The organism is Nonomuraea composti (genome assembly GCF_012034275.1).
GTDB lineage: Bacteria > Actinomycetota > Actinomycetes > Streptosporangiales > Streptosporangiaceae > Nonomuraea > Nonomuraea composti.
Window position 1 is genome coordinate 107,519 of the sequence record NZ_JAATEP010000034.1, and the last position, 17,934, is coordinate 125,452.

Annotated in this window: 18 protein-coding genes; 3 read left to right on the forward strand and 15 right to left on the reverse strand. The window is 70.4% G+C overall.

Going from position 1 to position 17,934, the window contains the following annotated elements; all coding sequences use genetic code 11:
- Window positions 1–9: 9 nt before the first annotated feature.
- From HCN51_RS37500 to HCN51_RS37555, 12 genes are all read right to left on the reverse strand, one after another.
- On the reverse strand, window positions 10–504 hold the full coding sequence (locus tag HCN51_RS37500) for a site-specific integrase (RefSeq protein WP_168016462.1): 495 nt from the start codon (window positions 502–504) through the stop codon (window positions 10–12).
- A gap of 251 nt (window positions 505–755) precedes the next feature.
- Window positions 756–1,859: an SDR family oxidoreductase gene (locus tag HCN51_RS37505; protein WP_168016463.1), complete on the reverse strand. Its 1,104-nt coding sequence runs from the start codon at window positions 1,857–1,859 to the stop codon at window positions 756–758.
- Window positions 1,860–1,874: 15 nt separating this feature from the next.
- Complete coding sequence (locus HCN51_RS37510; protein WP_168016546.1) at window positions 1,875–2,330, reverse strand: MerR family transcriptional regulator; 456 nt, start codon at window positions 2,328–2,330, stop codon at window positions 1,875–1,877.
- A gap of 88 nt (window positions 2,331–2,418) precedes the next feature.
- Window positions 2,419–2,715: a WhiB family transcriptional regulator gene (locus HCN51_RS37515; RefSeq protein ID WP_428981565.1), complete on the reverse strand. Its 297-nt coding sequence runs from the start codon at window positions 2,713–2,715 to the stop codon at window positions 2,419–2,421.
- A gap of 252 nt (window positions 2,716–2,967) precedes the next feature.
- A complete protein-coding gene (locus HCN51_RS37520) occupies window positions 2,968–3,384 on the reverse strand; it encodes an STAS domain-containing protein (RefSeq protein ID WP_168016465.1) in 417 nt (138 codons plus the stop codon).
- Window positions 3,385–3,458: 74 nt separating this feature from the next.
- Window positions 3,459–4,664, reverse strand: coding sequence for an FAD-binding oxidoreductase (locus tag HCN51_RS37525; protein WP_168016467.1), 1,206 nt, complete (start codon window positions 4,662–4,664; stop codon window positions 3,459–3,461).
- 95 nt (window positions 4,665–4,759) lie between these two features.
- Window positions 4,760–5,659, reverse strand: coding sequence for an LLM class flavin-dependent oxidoreductase (locus HCN51_RS37530; RefSeq protein WP_168016469.1), 900 nt, complete (start codon window positions 5,657–5,659; stop codon window positions 4,760–4,762).
- Window positions 5,660–5,772: 113 nt separating this feature from the next.
- Complete coding sequence (locus HCN51_RS37535; RefSeq protein ID WP_168016471.1) at window positions 5,773–6,609, reverse strand: universal stress protein; 837 nt, start codon at window positions 6,607–6,609, stop codon at window positions 5,773–5,775.
- A gap of 240 nt (window positions 6,610–6,849) precedes the next feature.
- On the reverse strand, window positions 6,850–7,830 hold the full coding sequence (locus HCN51_RS37540; RefSeq protein WP_168016472.1) for an aldo/keto reductase: 981 nt from the start codon (window positions 7,828–7,830) through the stop codon (window positions 6,850–6,852).
- 166 nt (window positions 7,831–7,996) lie between these two features.
- Entirely contained in the window at window positions 7,997–8,260 is a 264-nt protein-coding gene (locus tag HCN51_RS37545; protein WP_168016474.1) for a hypothetical protein, read from the reverse strand.
- 7 nt (window positions 8,261–8,267) lie between these two features.
- Entirely contained in the window at window positions 8,268–8,993 is a 726-nt protein-coding gene (locus tag HCN51_RS37550; protein ID WP_168016476.1) for an alpha/beta fold hydrolase, read from the reverse strand.
- A complete protein-coding gene (locus HCN51_RS37555) occupies window positions 8,990–9,952 on the reverse strand; it encodes an alpha/beta hydrolase (protein ID WP_168016478.1) in 963 nt (320 codons plus the stop codon). Before HCN51_RS37555 ends, HCN51_RS37550 begins: the two co-directional genes overlap by 4 nt.
- A 439-nt stretch (window positions 9,953–10,391) precedes the next feature.
- On the opposite strand from HCN51_RS37555, the gene HCN51_RS37560 reads away from it, so the two are divergent.
- Window positions 10,392–10,868: a hypothetical protein gene (locus tag HCN51_RS37560; protein ID WP_168016480.1), complete on the forward strand. Its 477-nt coding sequence runs from the start codon at window positions 10,392–10,394 to the stop codon at window positions 10,866–10,868.
- Complete coding sequence (locus tag HCN51_RS37565) at window positions 10,865–11,683, forward strand: carotenoid biosynthesis protein (protein WP_168016482.1); 819 nt, start codon at window positions 10,865–10,867, stop codon at window positions 11,681–11,683. The genes HCN51_RS37560 and HCN51_RS37565 overlap by 4 nt, the downstream gene beginning before the upstream one ends.
- A 360-nt stretch (window positions 11,684–12,043) precedes the next feature.
- Here the strand turns inward: HCN51_RS37565 and HCN51_RS37570 are convergent, their stop codons facing one another.
- Window positions 12,044–12,856, reverse strand: coding sequence for an SDR family oxidoreductase (locus HCN51_RS37570; RefSeq protein ID WP_168016502.1), 813 nt, complete (start codon window positions 12,854–12,856; stop codon window positions 12,044–12,046).
- Between the two features lie 98 nt (window positions 12,857–12,954).
- On the opposite strand from HCN51_RS37570, the gene HCN51_RS37575 reads away from it, so the two are divergent.
- Window positions 12,955–13,539 carry a TetR/AcrR family transcriptional regulator gene (locus HCN51_RS37575; protein WP_346433929.1) on the forward strand — a complete coding sequence of 195 codons (585 nt, stop codon included), beginning with the start codon at window positions 12,955–12,957 and terminating at the stop codon, window positions 13,537–13,539.
- 48 nt (window positions 13,540–13,587) lie between these two features.
- Here HCN51_RS37575 and HCN51_RS37580 read toward each other — a convergent pair whose 3' ends face one another.
- Together HCN51_RS37580 and HCN51_RS37585 are read right to left on the reverse strand one after the other, a co-directional pair.
- Window positions 13,588–16,491 carry a helix-turn-helix transcriptional regulator gene (locus tag HCN51_RS37580; RefSeq protein WP_168016506.1) on the reverse strand — a complete coding sequence of 968 codons (2,904 nt, stop codon included), beginning with the start codon at window positions 16,489–16,491 and terminating at the stop codon, window positions 13,588–13,590.
- Window positions 16,492–16,797: 306 nt separating this feature from the next.
- On the reverse strand, window positions 16,798–17,763 hold the full coding sequence (locus HCN51_RS37585; RefSeq protein WP_168016508.1) for an alpha/beta hydrolase: 966 nt from the start codon (window positions 17,761–17,763) through the stop codon (window positions 16,798–16,800).
- Between the last annotated feature and the right edge of the window lie 171 nt (window positions 17,764–17,934).

Sequence of the window (17,934 nt, forward strand, 5' to 3'; positions counted from 1 at the left end):
TCTCGCTGATCACCGAGCCGGCGCTGCTTTCCGAAGGCAAGGTGTGACCCGATGAGATTCGCATTTGTCGCTGGATGCCTTCAGCGCGCGGCCATGCATGTCATTGTGACCGCTGTTGACGGCCCGAATGGAGTAATGGCCGGTTCCCCTTCCGCCGCCGGCCGCCCCGTGGTAGGTCGAGGCGAAGGGGTCGTGACCGGTGTCCGGCACGGCGTGGATGAGTGCGGCGGTGGACTCGGCGGCCGCGCGAGCCACCTCCGGGTAGACGCTGGTGTAGGTGTCGCGCGTGAAGGTGGAGGAGACGTGCCCGAGCGTCTCCCGCACGATCGTCAGGTCGACTCCGGCCGCCACCATCAGGGACGCAGACAGCAGGTAGGACTGGTCGCTGACGTGCCGCGGATGCAGCGGGCGGCCGAGCTCGCCAGTGAAGACGAATCCGCTGTCTTGCCAGATCTTCCCTGCGGCCAGCCGCTCTGCGGTCTGCGCCTTGCGATGGCCGCGCATCGCGGACCCCGAGATGTCCGCCCTCCTCCCGGCGGCCGTCCCGGCCGACCGGATCGCCCCCGTCGGCCTGCGCGAGTGGGTCGAGGACGCCTACCAGCACCTCGCAGCCAAGCGGCCGCTGTCGAGCGTCGCTCGCCAACCCCGCGATTCTGTACAAGTCGGCTGGGTGGAGCTCACCCGCCGGGCCTCGCGGCATGGCCTGCCACCCCGCGTCCAAGGGCCGCTGCTGAAACTTCTGGACGCCTGCCGGATCAGGCCTGATCGTGCTCTGCCGGCCGAGGAGCCGGTTGACCGTCGATCAGCCCGTGCCGGAAGAGGCTCTCGGCGGTGTCGACGATGGTGGTGACCACGTCGCGTGGCTGCCAGCCGAGCAGCTTGCGGGCCTTGTCGGTGCGCAGGACGGGGATCTTGCCCAGTTGGGTGAGAGCCTCCCGGAGGGCAGGATTGGTGCGCGCGGCTTCGCGCAGTTGCTCCGCGGTCAGCTCCCGGACGGGTACCCGGGCGGCGCGCTCGCCCAGGTGCTCGGCGAGGATGTTCGCTATCCGCAGGAAGCTGATCGCCTCACCGCTGCTGACGAGGAACCGCTCCCCTGCGGCCTCCGGGGAGGTCATCGCCCGCACGTGGACGTCGGCCACGTCACGGACGTCCGCCACGCCGAAGTACTGCGGCGGCACGACCGCGACTGCTCCCTCGAGCATCGCCTTGACGAAGGCCACGGACACGGCCAGGTGGTCGTTGAGGACCGGGCCGAAGATGCCGGTGGGTGCGATCACGGTCAAGTTCAGGTCACCGCCCTGGGCCTGCATGAAGTTCCATGCTGCCCGCTCGGCGACGGTCTTGGACTTGATGTACGGGGTGAGGTCGTCGTCGGGGTCGGTCCAGTCGTTCTCGTCGTACTCGTCGCCCGGCTTGCGGGTGTAGCCGATGGCGGCGAAGGACGACGTCATCACCACCCGTTCGACGCCCTGGTCCCGTGCCGCCCGCAGGACGCGCAGCGCGCCGTCACGAGCGGGGACGATCACCTCGTCCTCGTGCCGCGGCTGACCCGCCGGGAAGGGCGAGGCCACGTGGAGGACGTAGGTGCAGTTCCGCGCCGCCTCGTGCCAGCCCTCGTCGGCGTTCAGATCGGCCTGGACAACTTCCAGTCGTTCTCCGGGATCGGGACCGGCGCCGGCCGCTGTCGCACGGATCTGGCCGGCCCGTTCCAGCGAACGCACCGTCGTGCGCACCCGGTAACCGGCCCGCAGCAAGGAGCTGATCACATGCGACCCCAGGTAACCGTTACCTCCGGTCACCAGAACCAGTTCTCCGTCGCCTGACTCTTCGGCCTGCTGAAGGCCCGTACTGTGGGACATGTTGTTCTTCTTTCTTTATCGAAGGTCAGCGATGGTGCTGGTGATGTCCTGCACGACCTGGCGTTCCCTGGCGGTGTCGCCGTCCTGGCGGGCGGCCCACAAGTCGGCCTTGAGCTGCAGATAGCGCAGCCGGACCTGCATCTGCTCGATTTCCTGCGCCACCCGCTCGGCGTTCCTCAGGAACAGATCCCGCATCTCGGCCGCGTTGCCCTCGGCACCGTCCAGGTACCGGAGGTAGGCGCGCATGTCCTGCACGCTCATCCCGGCCGCCCGCAGGCAGCTCAGTGCCTCGATCGTCTCGACGGCCCTGCTGTCGTAGCGCCGGTGGCCGCTGCTCTCGTCCCGGGGTACCGGGCCGATCAGGCCGATCTTCTCGTAGTAACGCAGCGTCGGTTCGGACAGGCCGCTCACTCGAGAGACGTCCTGAATCGACACCGCGGAGACGGTTGCGTTCTTCCCCGTCGTTGCCATGTCCACAGCCTGCATCACCTCAAGCGCTTCAAGTCAAACGCCCGGTCCGGCGCGTCGGCGGGGCCTGCGCGGCGGGCCCGGCGGACAGTCATGCCGTGGCCGGGGCCTGTTGCCGGCGGGCGCGTAGCCGTCGGCGTTCCGCCGGGGTGGTACCGCCCCACAGGCCGTCCGGTTCGCCGGTGCGCAGGGCCCAGTCGAGACAGGCCGGCTGTACGGGGCAGGCCTGGCAGATGCGCCGTGCCTGATCGTCGGCCGGGCCCTGCTGCGAGGTCTCCCCGGTGATCGGGAAGAAGAGGCCGGGATCGGCATCCTGGCAGGCGGCGCGGGTCATCCAGCGCAGGGGTGGGCGTGGGGCGTGATCGTGGCGAGTTCGCTGCAGCGTCATGGTGGCCGCCTGTCATGCGTCGGTGTGATTCGTGCGTGGATCGCGGGCAGGACCGGCTGAGCCTGTGGCGACAGGCGGACCCGGTCGCATCTCCGCTCAGGTGATGTGGCCCGCGGGAACGGCCTGACTGGCCGGTGCGGGCTTCACCTGGGCCAAGGGTGCGCGGGCGAGCGCGCTCGGCGGGTATGCGGACGCGTACGGGAAGGCTGCCGGAGAGCCGTGCGCAGGGCTTGTGGTACTGGCCGTCAGGGTTCACCTGGTCCCTGCGCAGGCGGTGATGGGCAGGGTGATGAGGGCCTGCTCGACCGTGCTCACCATAGGGAGCAACGAGTGCATCCGGACAATGTGCATCAGCCTGGCGGGTACGCCGTGCGCCCCCGCCAGGAGTACCATCGCGTCGTCCGCGGCCGCCTGCCGAGCGCTGGCGATCAGAACCCGCAGACCGGAACAGTCCAGGAACAGCAAGCCGGTCAGGTCGAAGACCACATGGTCGCCGGGCCGGCGCACACCCTTGACGTAGTCGGCCAGCCGGCCGCTGCTGGCAAGGTCGACCTCGCCGCCGACCGCGATCACGCTCGTGCCGGGCAGATGCCGATGGCTGAGCGTGATCGTGGTGACGGAGGCCCTCGCCGGGCCGGTCGGAGGGTCGTGCTGGCTGGAGGCATCCATGTGTGCACCGGGGTCCTTTCCGCTTGGCGTCTGTCGGCCACGTCCGCGCCGTGAACGGGATTCGCATGTGCGGCTCAGAAGGCACGGAAGATGCGGTCGGGGTCGTACCGGTTCCACAAGCCGATGACGCGTTCGCCTGTCGCACCCGGGTAGACGCGGGAGAAGGCCTCCGGTCCTGGGCGGCTCTCGAAGCCGGTGTAGGCTCCGTCGACTCGTCCGGCCAGCAGGTGCCAGGCGGCGTCGAGTTCCACGCCGCCTTGCGGCGGGAACGTCGAGACGATGACCAGGGTGTTCTGATGCCGGTGCGGATAGGCGGTCGCGTCGGCCGGGACGTCGTTGACCGCGCCGCCCACCGAGCGCAGCTGGACCAAAGGGTGCGAGGGCAGGGTCGCGGTGGCCGTGAGGGCCGCGGCGTCATCGTCGGTCATGGCCATGAGCAGGCCGTTGGTGGTCGTGCTGGGCTGCTGGCCGGTGTTGGGATGCAGGTGCGCGGTGGAGACCAGAGCGGGGTACGGAGCCAGTTGCGCGTGCAGGTCGAGCAACCGGGTGCCGATCTTCAGCAGCGGTTCGATCGCTGCCCGCAGGCGAGGCTCGTCCGCGTCGGCGACGACGGCGGTGATGGCGGCGATCAGGGCCGAGCCATGAGACTGCAGAGTGACGGCAGTGGTCACGTCGCGGGTGGCCGATGCCAGGTGCTCGGCCCATTGCCGCAGCGCGTGGCCGCCCCGGTCGATCTGCACGACGATCTGCGCGTACCCGACGTCGCGCAGCTCCATTGCCTCGATCTCGAACGCCACCACGATGCCGACCCCGGACCCGGCGCCGCGAACCGCCCACAGCAGGTCCGGCTCATGCTCCGCGTCGGTCCGCACGGTCGTGCCGTCGGCCAGGACCACCTCCGCCGCGCGGACGTGGTCGATGGTCAGTCCGTAGCGGCGGACCAGCCAGCCGATGCCGCCTCCGGTGGCCAGGCCGCCGACACCCACGTTGCCGTGATCGCCGGAGCTGATCGCGAGCCCGTGCGGCGCCAGAGCCTGCGCGACCGTGGCCCAGCGGGCGCCGGCCTCCACCCGGACGAGCCGCGCCTCGCGGTCGAGCACCTCGATGCGGTTCAGCGCCGACAGGTCGATGACCACGCCGCCGTTGTTGGAGGAACGCCCGGACAAGCCGTGCCCTCCGCTGCGCACGCTCAGCGGCAGGCCCTGCTCGCGGGCGAAGCGCAACGCCGCGACGACCTCGCGGGTGCTCTCGGGAATCAGGACGGCCGCGGGCTCGGCCATTGTGGTGTACGTGGAGCGCAGAAGGCGATACCGCGCGTCCCCAGGGGTGACGATTCTGCCTTCCAGCTCGGGCGGAACCGTGGACGGCTTCGGCGTCATCGTCGTCCCCGGATCTGGCCGACTCGCTCCCGGACGGCGGGGACGACCTCGGCCGCGAACACCGCGAGCTGGGACAGGGGTGCGGTCATCGGCCAGAAGACGAACGTGTCGAAACCCAGCTCGGTCGCCCACGTGGCGAGTGTCTCCGTCCAGAGCCGCACGTCGCCGACCAGGCCGCGGCCGCCACGCACATCGCCGATCACGCCGATCACGTTGTAGACCCGGCGGACCGCCGCCGGGTCGCGCCCGGCCGAGCGAGCGGCGTCGTCGATGATCTTCTGTTTGGCGGGGACCTCGTCCGGGGGGACGTAGATGTTGAGCGGCGAGATCCAGCCGTCACTGGAACGGCCGGTGACGGCGAGCATCCGGGGCCCTTGGCTGCCGAGCCACAGCGGGATGGGCGACGCCGGGACGGGGCCGGCGGTGTAGCCCTCGATCGTGTGCTGGTCGCTGTGCAGCCGGACGGCGCCGCCGGTCAGCGCGGCGCGCATGATGTGCAGCGCCTGTTCGGTGTAGGCCACCATCTCGCGGCCGGTGCGCCGTCCGCCGCCCATCCCGGCGATGGCGTCGGCGAACGCCCCGCCGCCGACGCCGAGGGTGATCCGGCCCTCGGCCAGCACGCCGAGCGACGCTGCGGCGTTGGCCAGCATGGCCGGCGGGCGCAGCTGCAGATCCGCGACGTCGGTGAGGAACGAGATGCGCTCGGTCTGCGTGGCGAGGTGCGTGATCAGCGTCCAGGCGTCCAGGTGACCGGGTTGGTAGGCGTGGTCCTGCACGGCGAGGAAGTCCAGGCCGCCGTCCGCGGCGGCCCTGGCCAGCTGCCTGGTCCGGGTGAGCCGGTCCGCGTCGGGATCGAGACTCAGCCCGAAGCTCATGGGATGTCCGTAGTCGGTCATGATGGCCGCTTTCTGGGGTGTTTCATGGTTCTCCTTGGAGGAACGACCCGTTCGGGTGCTCTTCATGGCGCGGTCGCCGCGCCACCTGCTCGTCGAGATCAGGTTGAGGAGGTCTACGGGTGGAGGCTGATGATCGCCACTGGGCAGGCCGCCTGATGCAGTGCCGCCTGATGCAGTGCCGTCTGGCTGACCGACCCCTTCATCAACGCGCCGAACTCGGAATGGTGGCGGGAGCCGACCACGAGCAGGGACGCCTGCTGCGCGGTACGCACGAGTGTCCTGCCGGGGCGACCGGTGAGGTCCTCCTGGACGACCGCGACCTCGGGGAATCGCTCGTACCAGGAGCTCAGGAGAAGGTGTGCGGGCAGGGTCGGCTTCGTGGGGCTCGTGGATCCCCCGCTGACATGCGCGAAGGTCACGACGTTCGCGGTCCGGGCGGCGTGGGCGAACGCGAAGGCGATCAGCGCGTCGTTGTCGTGGCGGTCGTCCATGCCCACCACGACGGGACCACGTGGCGTGACCGAGCCGCGCACGACGACCACCGGGCAGGGGGCCCGGGTGGCGAGCTCGGCACCGACCGATTCGAGCACCAGGCCGCCGATCTTGCCGAGTCCGCGGCTGCCCACGACGAGAAGTTCCGCGTGGTGGGAACGTCGCAGGAGAGCGGACGCGGGTGCCTGCTCCATCATGGCGGCGGTCACGTCGAGACCGGGCGCGACCGCCTGCGCACGGTCCAGCGCGGTGGCCACGATCCGCTCGGCGGCGTGCCGGAGCCCGCCTTGGCCGGCAGGCGCGCCCGGCGCCGGTCCGAGGGGGACTCCCAAGCGCGGCCAGGAGAAGCCGTGCACGATCTCCAACGGTAGCCGTCGGCGTACGGCCTCGCCCGCCGCCCACTCCACGGCCCGCAGGCCGGCCTCGGAGTCGTCCACGCCCACGATCACGGGGCTCATCGTCATACGTCCTTTCAGAGGTGAGGGCCGCCGGTACGCCGTCAGGGGCACCATGTCGCCGGTCATACGCTTCGACGGCAGACTCTTCCTGGCCGCGCCGTGCGCGGTTCGTACTCACCGACGGGCCATGACCCGTCCTGGAAGCGCCGCGATCTCCTGGAGGTCGGTGGGTCTCCCCCGCGTCGCCCTCCGAGACCGGATCACCGACGTGGCCTCCAGCGCGGAGTGGGGCCAGAGTGGTCAGCGGTCGGTTCCCTCGGCGACCGCGACGAAGTCGCGATGGCCGACGATCTCGGCGGCGGTGAACGCGCCTGCCAGGCGGCCGAGGTCGGGGCCGGTGAGTTCGACGTCGAGGGCGGCGATGTTCTCGTCGAGGCGGGCGCGGCGGCGGGTGCCAGGGATCGGGACCGCACCCTGGGCCAGCACCCAGGCCAGGGCGAGCTGCGCGATCGTGACCTGCTTGTCGGATGCGATGGCCTTCAGCCGCTCGACCAGGGCGAGGTTCGCGGCGAAGGCGTCGGGCTGGAAGCGCGGCAGCCCGCGGCGGGCGTCTTCGGGTGCGAGGTCGTCGAGACTGCGCACGCCGCTGGTGAGCACGCCGCGCCCGAGCGGAGAGAAGGCCACGAGACCGATGCCGAGCTCATCCATGACCGCCTTCTCGCCGTTGTGCAGCACGTCCTGGGAGAACAGCGACAGCTCCGACTGCACGGCGGCCAGGGGATGTACGGCGTGCGCCCGCCTGATGGTCGGCGCCGAGGCCTCCGACAGGCCGATGTGGCGGACCTTGCCGGCGGCCACGAGCTCCGACATCGCTCCGACCGACTCCTCGATCGGCACGTTCGGATCCACGCGATGCAGGTAGTACAGGTCGATCACGTCGGTGCCGAGATGGCGCAGCGACCGCTCGGCCGCGCGCCGGATGTAGGCGGGGGTGCCGTTGCGGCCGTGCACGGTGCCGTCGTCGTCGGTTTCCGCCGAGGCCTTGGTGGCCAGCACGACCTCGTCGCGGCGGTCGCCGAGGGCTCGGGCGATCAGCTTCTCGTTCTCGAAAGGCCCGTACGCCTCGGCGGTGTCGATGAAGGTGACGCCGGAGTCGACGGCGTGCCGCAGCGTCGCGATCGATTCCCGCTCGTCGCTGCCGCCGTAGAAGGCGCTCATGCCCATCGCGCCAAAGCCGATTGCGGACACGGTCAAGCCGTCGCCGAGGGGTGTCGTTCTCATCGGTTCTCCTGTTCTGCCACGATCGCCCGGTAGGCGGCGATCGTGGCGTTGATGACGGCGAGATGACCCTTCCTTCGCTGCAACTGCTCGGTCACCCTGTCCCGAATGCCGGGACAGGGACGCCGGCCGCTCGGTCCCGATCCCTCTTGCCGGCTCAGATCGGTGATCACGCGGATGCCGGCGAATCACCAGGCCGGCGGTCCACGCAAGGTCGTGCCCGTGGTACCGCGGCCATCTTCGCCAGCGACGGCTCCCGTTCGGCGCCCAGGTGAAGCGCGGAGCGGCAGAGGCTCAGGATGCTGTCCTTCATCGCCTCGTCCACGTGCCGCACGGTCTCCCCGGCCAGGCCGGGAGGCACGTCGAAGCCGGGCGGCCAGGTCGTCGGCGAACCGGTCCGGGTCGCGTTCGGCCGAACCAGGGTCGCGGGCATGAACACCTCAGCCGCGCACGTGGCCGGCGGCGTCGAGGATGGCGGCGGCCACGGTGCCGGGTTGCGCGACCGCGATCGCGTGCGAGGCGCCGGCGACCTCGCGGGTGCCGCGCGAGCCGGCCCGTTCGGCCATGAACCGCAGCGCCGCCACCGGGATGTTGCGGTCGCTCTCGCCGAAGACGAACCAGGACGGAAGGCTCCGCCAGCCCGGCTCGCTCACCGTCAGCTCTCCGTACAGGGCGCGCTCGGTGACCGGCCGCTGCGTGGCCGCCATCGACGCGGCCTCGCCGGCGTCCAGGTCGGCACAGAACTGGTGGTGGAACTTCTCTTCGGCGATGCGGAACTCCTGGCCGCCGGTGGCCAGCGGGTAGGCCACCAGCGCCTCGCCCAGGGTGCTGCCGGGAAACTTGCCGGACAGCGTGCCCGCGCTCTCGCCTGGTTCCGGCGCGAACGCGCCGACGTAGACCAGGGCCCGTACGGCCGGATTCGACGCCGCCGCCTCGCTGATCACCATGCCGCCGTAGGAGTGACCGGCCAGCACCACCGGCCGGCCGAGGCCCGCGATCACATCGCGCAGGTAGGTGGCGTCGTCCGCCACGCTGCGCAGCGGGTTGGCGACGGCCACGACGTCCAGCCGGCGATCACGCAGGTGCCGGATCACGCCGTTCCAGCTCGCGGACTCGGCGAAGGCACCGTGCACCAGGACGACGGCAGGCTGTTCCGAGGAGCTCACGCGCCGGCCTTCCCGGTGTGCAGGGCGGCCTTCAGCACCGCGACGGCCTGGGCGACGGCGGCGCCGGCGGCCTGAGTGGAGCGGACCGGGTTGAGCATCATGAAGTCGTGGATGATGCCGTTGTAGCGGACGCTGGTGGTCGGCACGCCGGCGGCGGTGAGCTTGCGGGCGTACGCCTCGCCCTCGTCGCGCAGCACGTCGTTCTCGTCCACGATGACGAACGCGGGCGGCAGCCCGGCCAGGTCCTCCAGCGTGGCCCGCAGCGGGGAGGCGGTGATCTCGGCCCGCTGGGCGGGGTCGGCGGTGTAGCAGTCCCAGAACCAGGCCATGCCCTTGGCGGTCAGGAAGGGGCCGTCGGCGAACTCGCGGTAGCTGCCGGTGTCCTGGCCGGCGTCCGTGACCGGGTAGTACAGCGACTGGTGCACGAACCGCACGTCGCCGCGCCGCTTCGCCATGATGGTCAGCGCGGCGGTCATGTTGCCGCCGACCGAGTCGCCGGCCACCGCGAGCCTGGTCGCGTCCAGGCCCTCGCCGGCGCCCTGCCGGATGATCCACTGGGCGGTGGCGTAGGCCTGCTCGATGGCCACCGGGTAGCGGGCCTCGGGCGAGCGATCGTACTCCACGAAGGCGACCGCCACGCCCGCGCCCACGGCCAGTTCGCGGACGAGGCGGTCGTGGGTGCCGGCGTTGCCCAGCACCCAGCCACCGCCGTGCACGTACAGCACCGTAGGCAGCGCCCCCGCGGCGCCCACCGGCTTGACGATGCGCACCCGCACCTCTCCGGCCTCGGCCGGCACGGTGATCCACTTGTCGTCGACGTCGGGCTGGTCGATCGGGGCCGCCTGGAGGTCGTCCAGCACCTTGCGGGCGCCGTCGGGCCCCAACTCGTACAGGAACGGCGGCTTGGAGGTCGCGTCGGCGATCGCTTGCGCCGCCGGCTCCAATACGTGCTTGCTCATGAGGAGCTCCCTTTCACTATCAGATGGTGATGAGCCGGACACGGAAGCGGGCGGCTCATGGCGCGGCGCGGAGGTTCCGTCCGGCAGGCCCTCACCCCGCCGATCTTCAGACTGTCACCGCGAGGCTCCGGCCGAACCCGGGGAAGGCACTGGTCGATCCCCGGGGGAAGCCCTGGACCCAGGGGTCCCGTCGTTACGTGGGAGTGGACTTGGTCATGCGGGCGTCGCGGAGGTCTCCTGCCGGGGCTTGCCCGCGTGGTACGGGCCGCATCCAGTCCGGACCCGTCCAGCAGATCGACGCCCTGCCCGTGCGACAGCACCGTGGGCGCATGCCCGCGAGCCCGCGGTGCCTCCACCACGAGCCCGCAACGACCGCAACCACACCATCCCCGCCCGGGTGCCATGTCACGAAAGACATCAGGACAGGCGTCATAGGGGTATGCAATATGGATCCGCCAAGAAGTGGCTGCGCGGTGGGCTGCTCGCCCTGGCCGCGCTGCAGACGGTCGCCTCCGTCTGGCAGTACGTCTTCCCCCGTTCCTTCTACGACGACTTCCCCACGGTGAAACTCGACCCCCCGTACAACGAGCACCTGATCTCCGACGTCGGGGGCCTCGGGCTCGCGCTGACCGCCATGCTGTACTTCGCCGCCTGGGTGCTCGACAGCAAGGTCGTCCTGTCGGCGCTCATCGGCTACCTCATCTACGCGGCCACCCACTTCACTTTCCACATCCGGCACTTCGACCACTTCTCCTTCCTCGAGGCCGTCGGAGTGGGCACCGGGCTCGGCCTGGAGGTGGCGCTCGCCCTCGTGTTCCTCTTTGTCGGCTGGCGCGTGCACCAGGCGGAGTCCGCTGCGGCAACCCGCACGGAGGCCGTGACCCGCCGCGACATTTCCGATCAAGAGCCGGTATGAGAACCTTCTGGACCGCCACCACGTGGATCCTCGCCGCCGCCGCGGTGGTACTGGCAGTGGTGCTGCCGTTCGCCGCCACGGGAGCGGCGGCCATCCTTCCGGTGCTGCTCCTGGCGGTGCCGATCGCGCTCATCGACGGCGTCCGACGGTACGGCTGGGGAACGCTGCTCTTCTTCGCCGCTGAAACGCTCCTGATCAGCAACTTCTTCGAGAACCTGAGCGTCGGGACCGGGTTCCCGTTCGGCCACTATCACTACACCGGTGGCCCGCAACTCATCCACGTGCCGATCTACATCGGCCCGGTGTATTTCGGCCTCGGCTATCTCTGCTGGCGCGTGGCCGAACTGCTGCTCGCCGGTGACAGGCGCCGGACCACGGACCTCTTCGCGGTGCCGACCTTGGCCGCGGTGCTGATGACGGTGTTCGACCTGGGCAGTGACTCCATCGCCTCGACCGTGAACCACGTCTGGGAGTGGGAGCGCGGCGGCGGTGTCTTCGGCGTGCCGTTCACCAACTATCTGGGCTGGTGGCTGGTCACCTACCTGTTCTTCCAGGTTTTCGCGCTCTACCTTCATCGCCGCCAGGCGGTGGTCCGGGAGACGTCCCAGGCGCCGGCGCCGGTCGTGTACGCGGCACTCGCCCTGAACGCGGTGTCCTACTTCCTGGCCGCCGGGGACATGGCGGTGACCGACCCTTCCGGAGCGGTCTGGAGCCACCAGGCCCTGGCGGAGACCATGATGATGATCAACCTGTTCGCCGTTCTGCCCTTCGCCCTGCTCGCTCTCCGATCGGCCACCCGGAACCGGCGCACGTAGGGCGTCCACGCCGCGCCGAGCATGCCGACCCCGGTCGGCCGGTGCCCGGAATACGCCGGCTGCCCGGGAGTTCCGCTCCGGTGGGAGGGACGCGAGTGATGGGGTTCCGGCCGCCACCCGCGATACGCCGCCGCCGCGTCAGTTCTTCCGGGCGAGTCCGGCGCGCGGCGGATCAGCCGGCGCGCTTTCGGCTCGCTGAGCCCGGGCGGCTCACCGATGTTGCGGTACGGCAGGTCGAACGCCTCGCGGAGGATGAAGGCGACCCGTTCCCGCTTGCCGAGCCTGGCCACCAGGACGGCCATCGCCGTCAAGAGAGCTGCTCGGCGTTCTCGACGAGTTCGGCAGGTGCGACGCGGCACGTCAGCCGGTGGCCAGGGTGACCTCCTTCCAGGCGGCGTAGTTCTCCTCCAGGTCCGCGATCTTGCCTTGGACCATGGCGAGACCGAAACCGCCTCCGACGGCGAGGCGCAACGGAGGCTTCTCGCTTCCGGCGATGTCGGCCACGGCCGACATCGCCTTCTCCAGGTCGCCGCGCACCGAAGTCTTCGCGAAGGCCGCCATCGCCGCCCGCGCCGGCTCATAGTCGTCGAGCGTCCGCGCCGCCTGGCGGAGGTTCTGGAAGAACGGGGTGGTGAAGCCCGCCGGCTCGATGATCGTCACGTGGATGCCCAGCGGGGCGATCTCTTTCGCCAGCCCTTCGCCGAGGCCTTCGACGGCGAACTTCGAGCTGGTGTAGGCGGACATGGTCGGCAGGCTGACATGGCCGCCCATGGAGGAAGTGATGAGGATGTGGCCCGCCCGTCGCTCCCGCATCTGCGGGAGGACGGCCTGAATGACGTTCACCACACCGAACACGTTGGTCTCGTACTGGGTGCGCCACTGCTCGACGGAGACCTCTTCCAAGGTGCCCATCTGAGCGAAGCCGGCGTTGTTGACCAGCACGTCGATCCCGCCGAAGCGCTCAGTGGTCTCGGCGACGGCGCTACGAATGGTCTCGGGCCTGGTGACATCGAGGGGCAGCACGAGGAACTGCGGGAGCCCGGCGAAGGACGGGTCCGCCTTCGCCGGGTCGCGCAGGGTCGCGGCGACGTTCCAGCCGCGGCGGGAGAACTGAAGAGCCAGCTCGCGGCCCATGCCGGTCGAGGTCCCAGTGATGAGAACGGTCTTGGTCATCGAACGCTCCGCGGTAATGTGCACTATACAGATTATGCAAAGAGTGTATAGCAAGCTTAGTTCGCCTAGTCTGTGGCGCTTCTCGTACCATGGACACCGTGGCCACCCGCAGTCCCGGCGATCCGCAACGCCGCGAGCACGTCCTGACTGCGGCCCTTCAGGTCTTCGCCCGCTACGGCTTCCGCAAGGCGTCGATGGACGAGGTCGCCCGCGCCGCGGACATCTCGCGTCCGGGGCTGTACTTCCTGTTCGCCACCAAGGAAGAGTTGTTCCGCGCCACGGTGGAGCACGAACTGCGGCAAGGCATCGCCGCGGTCACCGATGCGCTGGCGGCACCGCACCTGTCACTGCGGGAGCGGCTGGTGGCGGCGTTCGACCGATGGCTCGGCCGTTACATCGAGCCCGGGGTCTCAGACGTCGGCGTGCTCATCGAGACGAGCGCGGCCCCCGTGGGAGGCTTGCTCGCGGAGTACGCCGCCCGTTTCGACCTGCTGGTCGCCAAGGCCATCGCGCGGCATGCCGATGCGATCCGCGCCGAGCGCGGCACTCCTGAGGCGGTCGCGGCCGTCCTGCACGCGACCGCGACGGGATGGAAGCATCAGGTCACCGGCCGCGAAGAATTCCACGAGCGTATGGACACCGCGATCCATCTCATCCTTGAGGACCGGACGGCCACCGGCTAGAGACGTACCAACACGGTCGCGCAACCGCCCCCTTCTCCCCGGGCGCCGTCAGGACATGGACCCCGCGCCGTCGAGCAGCGTGGCGCGAAGCTGTTTACGGGACACGATGCCGAGCTTGCCGAACACCTTGCGCAGGTGCCACTCGACGGTGCGAGGGCTGATGAAGAGCTGGGAGCCGATCTGGAGGTTCGTCAGCCCTTCACCGGCCAGACGCGCTATCTGGACCTCCTGGGTGGTGAGGGTGACTCGCACCTCGGCGGTGCGCTTGCCGACCTTCTCGCCGGTGGCCTGAAGCTCGCGCCGCGCACGTTCCTTGAACGCCTCGGCCCCCATCTGGCTGAGCATCTCGTAGGCGACGCCCAGGTGCTCACGTGCGTCCATGCGGCGGTTCTCCCGGCGCAGCCACTCGCCGTAGAGCAGCCGGCTGCGGGCGAGCATCATCCGGGCCCCGGTGCGTTCGAGCCGCTCGATCGCCTCACGGTACAGAGTCTCGGCGGCCGGGCCGTCGCTCACCTGGGCACGCATGCTCGCCGAGGTGCCGAGTGCCCAGCCGGTGCCACTCGCCTGCGCCATCTCATCGATTCTCTGGGCCGCGTCGGCGGCGCGGGCCGGCCTCCTGCTCCGAGCTGCCGCCTCGACGAGCTCGATCAAGGATCCAACGGCCGGGCTTGCGAGCTCTTGTGCATGCCCGGAGCCTCGCGCCGCCGCGCCGTACGCCTCCTCGTAGCGGCCGAGGCCGTTGTAGAGCACCGCACTCGCCCATTGGGCGGTGACGTCCACCTCGCCTTCCTCTTGCGGAGCCACCTCTCGCATGACCGCCTCGATCACGTGACGGGTCGCGGTTTCCCGGCCCTTCCAGGGCTCCAGCACCAGGGCCGTGTACCGGGCGAGCAAGCGGCTGCCTGTCGCCTCGCCGATCATCACCGCCTCGGCGAGCAGCGTCTCGGCCGCGGCGAACTCGCCGGCGGCGGCCCGATTCGACACGAGCATATGGAGAGCCGATGGCAGCACCGACAGAGCGCCGCTCTCACGCGCCAGCTCGACGAGCTTCGCTGAGAGCGCCGACCAGTTGTCGAAGTCCCAGACGAGCGGGGCCATGTGACACGCGAACGAGAGCCAGCCAAGACCCTCTTCCCCCGAGATCCCTTCGACGCGGAAGGCGTCCAGGGTCTGCCGCACCACTGGCACGCCCGCCGAGTAGCCTTTCGTGGCCACCATGGCCACGCCGCTCAGGAGCGACTCATGACGCTCCGGTGGCGGCCCCGGCGGTGCGGCGAGCGCTGCCAAGGCGACGTCCGCCAACTGCGCGCCACTCGCCGGGCGGCCGGCCATCGTGGCCGCGCTCAAGGCGTCACGGTAGGTCGCGCGCGCCAGTCCGGGGTCCAACGGCTCAAGGTCCTTGCCGGCTTGGTACAGCAGCGGCAAGGCGGCGCCGCCGCCGGTGGAGGCGAAGACGATCTGAGCTCGCAACAGCTTGGAGCGGGCGCGTCCGCGTTCGTCCAAGGGGCCGAGCTCCGCCGCGTCCAGCAGGTCGAGCGCGGCGTCGTACCCACCGGCCCGGTACTTCGCCCGTGCCGCTGTCAATGCTCTGGTTCCGCGGCGTGCGGGATCGGGTGTCAGCTGGGCCGCCCGCTCGAGGAACGCGGCTGCTGCCGCGACTCCGCCACGCGTCTGTGCCCGGTCGGCGGAGTGCTCCAGCTCGGCGGCCACGATCTCGTCGAGGCCGGCTGTGGCGTTGGCCAGGTGCCATGCGCGACGTACCCGGTCGCCGTGGAGACCGGTCGCGTCAGCCAGCGCACGATGCACGTTGCGACGGTTGTCCGGGGCCGCCATGCGGTAGACCGCCGAGCGCACAAGGGGATGCCGGAAGCGCACCAAGGTGCCGATGGTGATCAGTCCCGCGACTTCGGCCGGCGTCCCGGCGTCCGCCTTGATTCCCATCAGCTCCGCCGCACGCGTCAGCAAGGCCACGTCGCCTGTCGGCTCTGCCGCCGCGATGACCAGCAGGTGCCGTGTCTCTTCGGGGAGCGCCTCGACGCACTGCAGAAAGTCCAGCTCGACCTGGTTCGCCAACGGCCGCGCGTCAGGCCACCCGAACCCGCCCGCCTGCTCTGCCGGCGTCGATCCTGGAAACGGGTCGAGGAGCGCCAGCGGATTTCCCCGCGTCTCGGCGATGATGCGGTCGCGTACCTGCTCGTCAAGCCGCCCGGGCGTCACCGAGTCGAGCAGAGCGCGAGCGTCGCTGTCACTCAGCCCGCCCACTTCGAGCTGCGGCAACCCGACCACATCGGATGGGAGGCACGGCTCACGCATCGCCAGGATCAACCCGACCGGCTCGGCGGGCAGGCGTCGCGCGACGAAGGCGAGGGTCTGCAGGGAGACCTGGTCGAGCCACTGGGCGTCGTCGACGAGGCAGACCAGCGGCTCCTTCTCGGCCACGTCGGCGAACAAGCCGAGGACGGCGAGCCCGACCAGGAAGCGGTCCGGTGCGGCTCCCGCGCTGAGGCCGAACGCCGTGCCGAGAGCATCGCGCTGCGGCTCCGGCAGGCGAGGCAGATGATCCAGGAAGGGGGCACACAACTGATGCAGCCCGCCGAAGGCCAGCTCCCTTTCCGTCACCGTGCCCGCGGCTGCGGCGATGCGGACGCCGGACACGCTGTCGCGCACGTATTCCAGCAGCGCCGACTTGCCCATTCCCGCCTCACCGTGGACCAGCAGCGACCGGCTCTCACCGACGCGGACCGCCGAGAGGAGCCGGTCGAGCGCGTCGCACTCGGCCTGCCGGCCCAGCAGCACATTGCCGCGCCGTCCAGCGCTCGCGTCACGGCCGCGCCAGCCTCCCCAGGAGGGGCGGTGGAAAAGGTCCCGCCACGGTACGTCGGTGCCTCCCACGTGATGAACGGGTCTCGCGCCAACACCACCGATGCGACCGAAGGCTGACTCGACAAGCATGCCCGCATCACCTCTCCCCGTGGGCATCCGACCGCGAACCGCCGGACAGGCCACGCGTTGCGCTGGTTTCACAGGTCCATGCAACCAAGCACGACCGAGCAGGACCATGAAGGAATTACGCAGGATGTGGCTCTGCGCGCCGTGCCCGCTGTAGCTGTAGCAGCGTCGCCGAGCCGACCTGTGTGGCGTCATGTTCGAGGCGCGAGGAAGGACAGCGGTTCTCGCCATCGATCGCTGAAAAGCTGTGAGGCGAGAAGGCCGCTGTCCGGCGGCACGGGATCCCGGCATGGCCAGGCGTCATCGCCTTCAGGCGCCGAAGGCGGAGCGGAGCATGGCGACCGCCTGAGCCGTCGCCGCGCGCCCCGCGCACGTGTCGCTCAGCTCGTTCAACGTCATGAAGCCGTGGACGGTGCCGTCGTACCGCACGGTCGTGACGAGGACGCCGGCGCCGCGCAGCTTCGCGGCGTAGGCCTCGCCCTCGTCGCGCAGGAGGTCGGCCTCGCCGACGACGACGAAGGCGGGCGGGAGGCCGGTGAGCTCGGCCGGGGTGGCCCGCAGCGGCGAGGCGGTGACCTCCCGCCGCCGCTCGGCGTCCGGCAGGTACTCGTCCCAGAACCGCGCCATCGCCCGCGCGGTGAGGAGGTACCCCGTGGCGAAGTCCCGGTAGGAGCCGGTGTCCATGACGGCGTCGGTGATCGGGTAGTACAGCGACTGGTGCACGAAGCGCACGTCGCCCCGCTGTTTCGCCATCAGCGTCAGCGCCGCGGCCATGTTGCCGCCGGACGAGTCGCCGGCCACCGCGACGCGGCCCGGGTCGAGGCCGTACCCGGCGCCCTGCCGGCCGATCCACCGCGCGACCGCGTACCCCTGCTCGATCGCCACGGGGTAACGCGCCTCGGGCGCGTTGGTGTACTCGACGAACGCGACCGCGGCGCGGGCGCCGACCGCGAGTTCGCGGACCAGCCGATCGTGGGTGAACGCGTTGCCGAGGACCCAGCCGCCGCCGTGCAGGTAGAGCACCACCGGCAGCGGCGCCGCGGCGCCCCGTGGCCGGACGAGACGCACCGTGACGTCCCCCACCGAGGCGGGTACGGTGACCCACCTCTCGTCCACCGGCAGCAGGTCCACCGGGTCTGACTGCAGATCGTCGAAGGCGGCGCGTGCCTTGGCTGGGTCCATCTCGTGCAGGGACGGCATCCGTCGCGAGGCGCGGTCCAGGAATCGCCGGCAGGCGGGCTCCAGCACGACTCCGGTGGTGGCCGGGGCTGTCATGTCTTCTCCGATGTGAGTGTCGCGGACAAAGAGATGATCATCTTGGTGGGATGGCGCATCGGTGGCGCTGCGAGCGGAGCCGACCTTGCGGACGGCCGGCGCGCCGGACTGCCCGAGCGCGCCGGGGACGAGTGGCCTCACCGCGAGCTGGACGGCCACGCGCGGGCTAGG